The sequence below is a fragment of the Burkholderia sp. 3C genome, from assembly GCF_054589155.1.
In genome coordinates, this window is record NZ_BAAILN010000112.1 from 23,159 (window position 1) to 30,307 (window position 7,149).

General features: G+C 67.7%; 7 protein-coding genes. 4 read left to right on the forward strand and 3 right to left on the reverse strand.

Annotation, left to right across the window (positions count from 1 at the left end):
* Positions 1-26: 26 nt before the first annotated feature.
* Positions 27-917 carry an NmrA family NAD(P)-binding protein gene (locus ACYP33_RS22615; RefSeq protein WP_459624008.1) on the reverse strand — a complete coding sequence of 297 codons (891 nt, stop codon included), beginning with the start codon at positions 915-917 and terminating at the stop codon, positions 27-29.
* Between the two features lie 122 nt (positions 918-1,039).
* On the opposite strand from ACYP33_RS22615, the gene ACYP33_RS22620 reads away from it, so the two are divergent.
* Positions 1,040-1,945, forward strand: a complete 906-nt coding sequence (locus ACYP33_RS22620; protein ID WP_459624009.1) for a LysR family transcriptional regulator — start codon at positions 1,040-1,042, stop codon at positions 1,943-1,945.
* On the opposite strand, the gene ACYP33_RS22625 is transcribed toward ACYP33_RS22620, so the two are convergent.
* Positions 1,921-3,105, reverse strand: coding sequence for an iron-containing alcohol dehydrogenase (locus ACYP33_RS22625; protein WP_414448012.1), 1,185 nt, complete (start codon positions 3,103-3,105; stop codon positions 1,921-1,923). The two genes, ACYP33_RS22620 and ACYP33_RS22625, sit on opposite strands and share 25 nt — an antisense overlap.
* A gap of 174 nt (positions 3,106-3,279) precedes the next feature.
* Between ACYP33_RS22625 and ACYP33_RS22630 the strand changes: the two genes are divergently transcribed.
* The 3 genes from ACYP33_RS22630 to ACYP33_RS22640 all read left to right on the forward strand — a co-directional run bounded on the left by ACYP33_RS22630 (position 3,280) and on the right by ACYP33_RS22640 (position 4,882).
* Positions 3,280-3,855 carry a hypothetical protein gene (locus ACYP33_RS22630; protein ID WP_414441451.1) on the forward strand — a complete coding sequence of 192 codons (576 nt, stop codon included), beginning with the start codon at positions 3,280-3,282 and terminating at the stop codon, positions 3,853-3,855.
* Between the two features lie 13 nt (positions 3,856-3,868).
* Positions 3,869-4,351 (forward strand): hypothetical protein, encoded by a 483-nt coding sequence (locus ACYP33_RS22635; protein ID WP_414441452.1) that lies wholly within the window; start codon positions 3,869-3,871, stop codon positions 4,349-4,351.
* A gap of 186 nt (positions 4,352-4,537) precedes the next feature.
* Positions 4,538-4,882 (forward strand): hypothetical protein, encoded by a 345-nt coding sequence (locus tag ACYP33_RS22640; protein WP_414441453.1) that lies wholly within the window; start codon positions 4,538-4,540, stop codon positions 4,880-4,882.
* 102 nt (positions 4,883-4,984) lie between these two features.
* On the opposite strand, the gene ACYP33_RS22645 is transcribed toward ACYP33_RS22640, so the two are convergent.
* Entirely contained in the window at positions 4,985-7,069 is a 2,085-nt protein-coding gene (locus ACYP33_RS22645) for a putative bifunctional diguanylate cyclase/phosphodiesterase (protein ID WP_459624010.1), read from the reverse strand.
* Positions 7,070-7,149: the final 80 nt, after the last annotated feature.

The window sequence follows — 7,149 nt, forward strand, 5'->3', positions numbered from 1 at the left end:
CCCACTGCGGCCGCCGCACACACCACTCAGCCCGCCGCCCACTCCACCGCACAGCCCTCCGCAAACTCCCGATACCCACGCGGCGCGCGTCCCAACAACGCCGTCAACGCATCGACGTCCCCCGCCGTCGCTACCGCACCGTCCTGCTGATACCGCTGCATCATCAGCCGCATGTCATAAACCATCCAGCCGGGCGCGAATGCCTTGAGCCGCGCATCCAGCGCATCGAGATCGTCACCGCCATGGCGTACGTTGCGTTGCAGCGCCTCGCCCCAGATCGCCGCGATCGCATCGGCCGTCAGCGCCTCGGGACCGACCAGCTCGAACGTGGCGCGCGGCAGCGGCCCGGCGGCGTGCTCGCGGCGCAGCAGTTCGCGCGCGGCGGCGTCGCCGATATCGCGCACGTCCACCATCGAAATGCCCTTCCGGCCGATCGGCATGCCGTAGACGCCATGTTCCCGCAGCGCATCCTTCAGGCGCACGTCGTTCTGCATGAAGTAGGCAGGGCGCAGCACCGTGACCGGCAGATCCATCCGCTCGATCATGCGTTCCACCGTGTGCTTGCCGGTGAAGTGCGGCACGTCCACGTAGTCCGCGCCCTTGAACACCGACAGATAAACGATGCCCTTCACGCCTGCCTCGCGCGCCAGGCCCAGCGCCTGCAGCGCCTGGGTCAGTTCGTCGGCGGCGTTCGGTGCGAGCAGGAACAGCGTATCCACGCCTTGCAGCGCGGCGCGCATCGCGTCGAGATCGGCCAGTTCGCCCTTGACCGCCGTGATGCGCGGGTCGTCGAAGCGGGCCTTTTGGGGCGAGCGCGTCAGCGCGCGGATCGCGGCGCCGGCCGGCGCCTGGGCCTGCAAATGGGCGATGACCTGTTGGCCCACCACGCCGGTGGCGCCCGTTACGAGAATCGTCATGTCGTACTCCTGAGTCGGTTGAGGGCCGCGGAAGCGCGGCCCGGTAGACAGAACGATATGCGTTCCATGAAATCACCGAAAGGCCGATAATCGAGACCTTTCGTCTCGTAGATGGAACGATCATGGATCTCGCTGCCCTGGCCGATTTCAACGCGGTCGCCGAGCACCAGGGCTTCGGCCCGGCCAGCCGCGCGCTCGATCGCCCGAAGGCCACCTTGTCGCGTCACGTGGCCGAACTGGAGCGCGCGCTCGGCGTGCGGCTGGTGGAGCGCGGCGCGCGCACGCTGCGTCTGACCGAAGAGGGCCTGGCGCTGCACGAGCGCACGCGCGGCCTGCTGGCCGAAATCAGCGAGGCAGGCGAGGCCGTGGCGGCGCGCGCGCCGGTGCCGAGCGGGCGGCTGCGCGTGAGTGCGCCGATGGTGTTCGGGCATGTGGTGTTGAGCCGGATCGCACCGACCTACGCACGGGCCTATCCGCAGGTGGAGCTGGAGATCGTCGCGGAAGATCGCATGGTCGATCCGGTGCAGGACGCGTTCGATCTGGTGATTCGCGTGAACCCGCCGCAGGACGCGTTGCTGGTGGGCCGCCGCATCGCCACCGATCGCCGCGTGCTGGTGGCGTCGCCAGGGTTCGCGCTGCCGGCCGCGCCGCGCGACCCCGACGCGCCGCTGGCGCTGCCGGCCGTGATCATGAGCAACGCAGCCGGCCAGACGCATTGGCCGGTGGAACTGGCGAACGGCCGGCCGTGCGTGATCGCGCCACGGCCGGTGTTGCGGATGTCGTCGCTGTTGATGGTGCAGCAGGCCGTGCTCGACGGCGCGGGCGTGGCGCTGCTGCCGGGCCTGCTGGCCGAGGCGGAAGTGCGCGCCGGCCGGCTGGTGCAGCTCGGCGTGGATGCCGGGCCGGCGGTGGAAATCTGGGCGCTGTACAGCTCGCGGCGGCTGCTCAGTGCCAAGGTGCGCGCGTTCCTCGACCTGTTGCAGCAGTTGGGCGGGATGCGCCCCTACGCGCCGGCGGCCTCGTCGTAGACATGCTCGAACGCGCGCCGGTAGATCTCCAGCGCGCTGCCTTCGTCGATCTCGCACGGGTTGTTGATCAGCAGCCGCTCCTGCTTCATCGCGTCGGCCGCCAACCCGGCGAGGTCGCCCACGTCGATGCCCACCGCCTGCAGGTTCGCGGGCAGGCCCGCATCGCGCGCGAGCGACACCAGGTGCGCGATGAACGCCTCGGCCTGCTCGTCCACGCTGCCGTGCGGCGCGAGCCCGATCAACTGCCCGAGTTCCGCGTACTGCTGCGCGGCGGCCTGCACGTTGAAGCGCAGCACATGCGGCAGCACCAGCGCGTTCGACAGCCCGTGTGGCACATGGAACACCCCGCCGATCGGATAGGCGAGCGCATGCACGCCGCCCACCGGCGCGTTGGCGAACGCCTGCCCGGCCAGCATCGCGCCGAGCAGCATGGCCGAGCGCGCGGCCAGATCACCGCCGTCGCGGCAGGCGGGCAGCAGGTTGGCGGTCAACAGTTGCAGCGCCTTGCAGGCCAGATGATCGGACAGCGGGTTCTTCAGGCGCTTGCTGGTGTAGGCCTCGATCGCATGCACCATCGCGTCGATGCCGGTGGCGGCGGTGGCGGCGGCGGGCAGGCCCACCGTCAGTTCCGGGTCGAGATAGGCCGAATCGGCGTAGAGCTGCGGCGCGACCACGCCGCTCTTGGTGGTGGCGCCGGTGGTGACGATCGAGATCGGCGTGACTTCCGAGCCGGTGCCGGCGGTGGTGGGAATCTGCACCAGCGGCAGGCGGCCCTGGCGCACGCGGTTCACGCCGTACATCTCCTCCAGCGGCTGATCGCCCGCGCACAGCGTGGCCACCAGCTTGGCGACGTCCATCGACGAGCCGCCGCCCAGCCCGATCACGAGGTCCGCGCCGAAGCCGCGCGCGCGAAGCGCGGCCTCGCGCACCACGTGGTCGGGCGGATCGGCCACCACGTCGTCGATCACCAGCGTGTCCCAGCCGGCCAGCGCGAGGCTTTCGAGCGCCGGGGCCAGCGTGCCGCCGCGATGCAGGAACGCGTCGGTCACCACGCAGGCGCGGCTGCCCGCGTAGCGTTCGCGCAGCGTCTGGCCGAGGCGGCGCGCGATGCCGGGTTCGAGCACGATATGCGGAACGGTCTGAAACGAGAACGATTGCATGGGCGATGTCTCCGGCTGTTTTGAGGGGGCGGTCGGGCCGCGCGAGTCGAATCATGATACCGGCGGGGCGAGGCCCGCGCTGATCGCCGCGCGGCTTTCAACCCGAAAGCGAAGGTTCGCCATTCGGCGCGATTAACCGGTATGTCATATCGATTCGATGCGCATCGATTAAAAGTGAAATTTACCGATTCAAAATGGAATCTTAAAATCGCGCGGCAATTTTTCCCAATTCAAAGAACCGGTAATCATCGAAACGATTTCAAGGCCGGTGGTTGGATTTACGCTGAAGATATTTACGTTTATAGTCGCCGTCGACCGATTCGGAATGACCGCAATTCACTCAGGAATACGACGATGGCCGACGCACCGAGCACACAATCGAATCCCCTTTCTCCGCGCCCGTCCGGCAAGCAGGGCTGGGTGACGGTCGATCCGTCCACGGTGCCGCCGGCTTCGCAAATGGCGCTGCGCAATGCGATCGCGCTTGAAAAGGCGCCGCCGACCGATTTTGGCGATTTGCTGTGGATCATGGCGCAGGAATCGAGCGGTGTGGTCAATTCGCGCAGCCAGGATTCGTCGGCGCGCGGCCTGTTCCGCTTGTTGCGCGCGCAGTATGGTTTGAATCCGAATGGCGTGAGTTCGTTCGGGATTGCGGTGCAGGAAGCGCAGGGCGGGCTGCGGTATATCTACGGCCGTTATCACAGCGCGGCGCATGCCAGGAAATTCTGGGAAATCCACCACTGGTATTGAGCGATTGAACGCGATGCCTGTCCTGCGCCTTGGCGCCGCCGTGCTGGTGTTCGCCGGATTGGCGAAACTGGCGCTGGCGGCCAACCCGGTACCGCGTTTCGACAATTTCCCCGCGGCCGACTGGCACGGCACGATCGTCGCCACGGCGATCCGCTCCACGCAGGATCGCCGCTTCGCGTCGCGGCTGCGCGAGTTGAGCGGCAAGGCGCCGAATTTCGCCGGGCACTACACGTTGAGCACCTGGGGCTGCGGGGCGTCGTGCGTGATGGCGGTGGCGGTGGACGCCAACACCGGCTTGACCGTCTGGCTGCCGTTCACCGTGTGCTGCTGGAATCCCGACGTCGAGGAGCCAGTGGGCTTCCGGCGCGACAGCAAGCTGGTGATCGTGCGCGGCAATCGCGATGAAACCGGCAACGGAACCTACTACTATCTATTCGATCAGAATCGCTTCACCCTGCTGCGCGGCGACGCCGAGCCGGGGAAACCGGGAAGCTGAGCGACAGGGCACACCCCGCCGGCACACCGCCGGGCCTTCGCGAACGCGCTGGCCCGGCGCTTTGTTTTGGGGCCTGGCAAGCGGCGCGCGCGGGCCGTCTCTCGCGCGCAACGCCTTCGGGCTTGTTTTACCGGGGTTCGGTCATACTTGACGCCGACGTCGTGCAACACATCGAAGGTCCACCGCATGAACAAACCCGAATTCAGCGATATGGCGAGCGCGCGGCCCGAGCTGCTGTGCTATCTCGTCGCGATTGCCGCCGCGTCGTATGCCCTGACGCAGGAGTGGCGCGTCGACCACGTGGTGGATTGCTGCCGCCGCTGGCTCGACAAGCAGCAGGTCACGATGGGCTGGCTCGATCGCGTGCGCATCGGCCAGCTCGCGCTGAAGATCGCCAGCCGCGATCTGCTCGGCGCGGGCATCGCGGTGCGCCTGTCGAGCGTGACCGCCCTGTTCACGAGCGAAATGGAGTTGAACGAGGCGTCCACGATGGTGCAGCGGATGATGGTGCTGTGCCAGGAGGCGCTGTAACCGGTTTGAAGGGGGCGGCGTTCGCCGTCCCCGTTGCTGTCTCACAGTGTTCCCGCTTCGACCCTTTCCCTTTCTTCCCTTCCGATCCCGGCGCGTGCCCGCTCAGGCCACCGTCGCCGCGCCGTTGCCCGAGCGCTCGCGGATCAGCGCCTCGAACGCCTCGGCCGTCAGCGGCAGGCCGAGCAGGAAGCCCTGCATTTCATCGCAGTCCAGCGATTTGAGCTTGTCGAGCTGGGTGACGGTTTCCACGCCCTCGGCCACCACGTCCATGTCGAGCGAATGCGCGAGCGCGATGATCGCCGAGACGATCGCCGCGCCTTCCTTGCCGTGGCGATCCAGCCCGTTCGTGAAGAAGCGGTCGATCTTCAGTTGCTTGACGCGGAAGCGCTGCAGGTAGGCCAGGCTCGAATAGCCGGTGCCGAAATCGTCGATGGCGATCTCGAAGCCGTTGGTCTGGAAATCGCGGATCGCCACGATGGTGTGCTCGGCGTCCTGCATCGCCATCGTTTCGGTGATCTCGAAGATGATCTGCTGCGGCGCGACCTCCTCGTGCCGCACGATCTCCAGCATCGCGGCGGCCAGCCCCGGCTGCGCGAGCTGGCGCGTCGAGAGGTTCACGGCCACCTTCATCTCGGGCAGCCCGGCCCGGGCCCAGGCGCGGATCTGGCGGCAGGTCTCGCGCACCACCCAATAGCCGATCGGCACGATCTGCCCCGAGCGCTCGGCGATCGGGATGAAATCGAGCGGCGCGAGCGTGCCGAGCGTCGGGTGATGGAGCCGGATCAGCGCCTCGGCGCCGGTCAGCGCATGAGTGGCGCCGTGGAATTTCGGCTGGAAGTTGAGCGAGAAGTAATGGTTCGACAGCGCCTCGTGCAGCGCCTGCTGGATCTGCAGCGTACGCAGCGCGGCGTCGTTCATGCCCACTTCGAAGAAGCGGAACGTGCCGCGGCCGGCGCGCTTGGCCTCGTACATGGCGGCGTCGGCGTGCTTGAGCAGCGTATCGACGCTGTCGCCGTCGCGCGGGTACAGCGCGATGCCGATGCTCGGCGTGACCAGCAGCGGCGCCTCGCTGCTCCAGGCGCTGTCGCGGGTGCGGTCGAGCACGCTTTCGGCGATCAGGCGCGCGTCCACCGCGCCGTTGATCGGCTCCACCAGTACCACGAATTCGTCGCCACCGAGCCGCGCCACGGTGTCGATGTTGCGCACGCAGGCGCGCAGCCGGTTCGCGAACGACACCAGCACCTGATCGCCGACCGAATGGCCGAGCGAATCGTTGATCGCCTTGAAGCCGTCGAGATCCATGAACAGCACGGCGAAGCCGGTCTGATGGCGGCGCGCCTGGTCGATCGCCTCGACGATCCGCGAATTCAGCGTGCTGCGGTTCGGCAGGCCGGTCAGCGTGTCGAGCGTGGCGAGCCGCACGATCTCGCCGTTCAGGTTGGTGACGGCGCGCGACAGGCGGGTGTTGCGCGCGTCGATGCGCGACAGCAGCAGCGTGACCACCAGGATCACCACGGTAAACAGCGAGACGGTGGTGGCGAGCCACGCCGAATCGATGCCGCTGGCCGCGCCGCACATGCTGCCGAGCGGGAATTCGGCGGCGGCCATGCCGGCGTAGTGCATGCCGCTGATGCCCACCGCCATCACGAGCGCCGCGCCGATCCGCGCGCGCATCGCCGACTGGCGCTGATCGTGGCGCAAGGTGCGCGCGATCGACAGCGCGGCGATCGAGGCCGCCACCGCGATCACCAGCGAGGCGGCCAGCCAGCCGGCCTGGTAGTGGATGCCGGGCTGCATGTGCATCGCGGCCATGCCGGTGTAGTGCATGCCCGCCACGCAGCCGCCCATCAGCGTGCCGCTGATCGCCAGGTCGAGCCGGTTGGTGTGGTTGTGGGTGGTGTAGTAGAGCGCCAGGTAGGAGACGATCACCGCGAGCGCCAGCGAGTAGGCGGTATCGACGATGTCGTAGCCGAGCGGGATCGGCAGCGTGAACGCCAGCATCGCGATGAAATGCATCGACCAGATGCCGGTGCCCATCGCCACCGCGCCGCCGGCCAGCCAGGCATGGCGCAGCGGCGAGCGGCCGAGCAGGGCGATGCGGCTGGTCAGATCGAGCGCGGTGTAGGACGCAAGGGTGGCGACCGCGAACGACACGACTACCAGTAAAAAATTGTACGAACCGTGCATGTTTTAAAAACGGTAGCCGGCGCGTGACGCTTTTGCCGTCACGCGGCCACCGGATCGCGCGCAGGCACTGCGCCGCGATA

Excerpts from the sequence above, each read along its gene's own strand:
- ACYP33_RS22615 (WP_459624008.1), bottom strand. The coding sequence starts at position 917 with ATGACGATTCTCGTAACGGGCGCCACCGGCGTGGTGGGCCAACAGGTC.
- ACYP33_RS22620 (WP_459624009.1), top strand. The coding sequence starts at position 1,040 with ATGGATCTCGCTGCCCTGGCCGATTTCAACGCGGTCGCCGAGCACCAG.
- ACYP33_RS22625 (WP_414448012.1), bottom strand. The coding sequence starts at position 3,105 with ATGCAATCGTTCTCGTTTCAGACCGTTCCGCATATCGTGCTCGAACCC.
- ACYP33_RS22635 (WP_414441452.1), top strand. The coding sequence starts at position 3,869 with ATGCCTGTCCTGCGCCTTGGCGCCGCCGTGCTGGTGTTCGCCGGATTG.
- ACYP33_RS22640 (WP_414441453.1), top strand. The coding sequence starts at position 4,538 with ATGAACAAACCCGAATTCAGCGATATGGCGAGCGCGCGGCCCGAGCTG.
- ACYP33_RS22645 (WP_459624010.1), bottom strand. The coding sequence starts at position 7,069 with ATGCACGGTTCGTACAATTTTTTACTGGTAGTCGTGTCGTTCGCGGTC.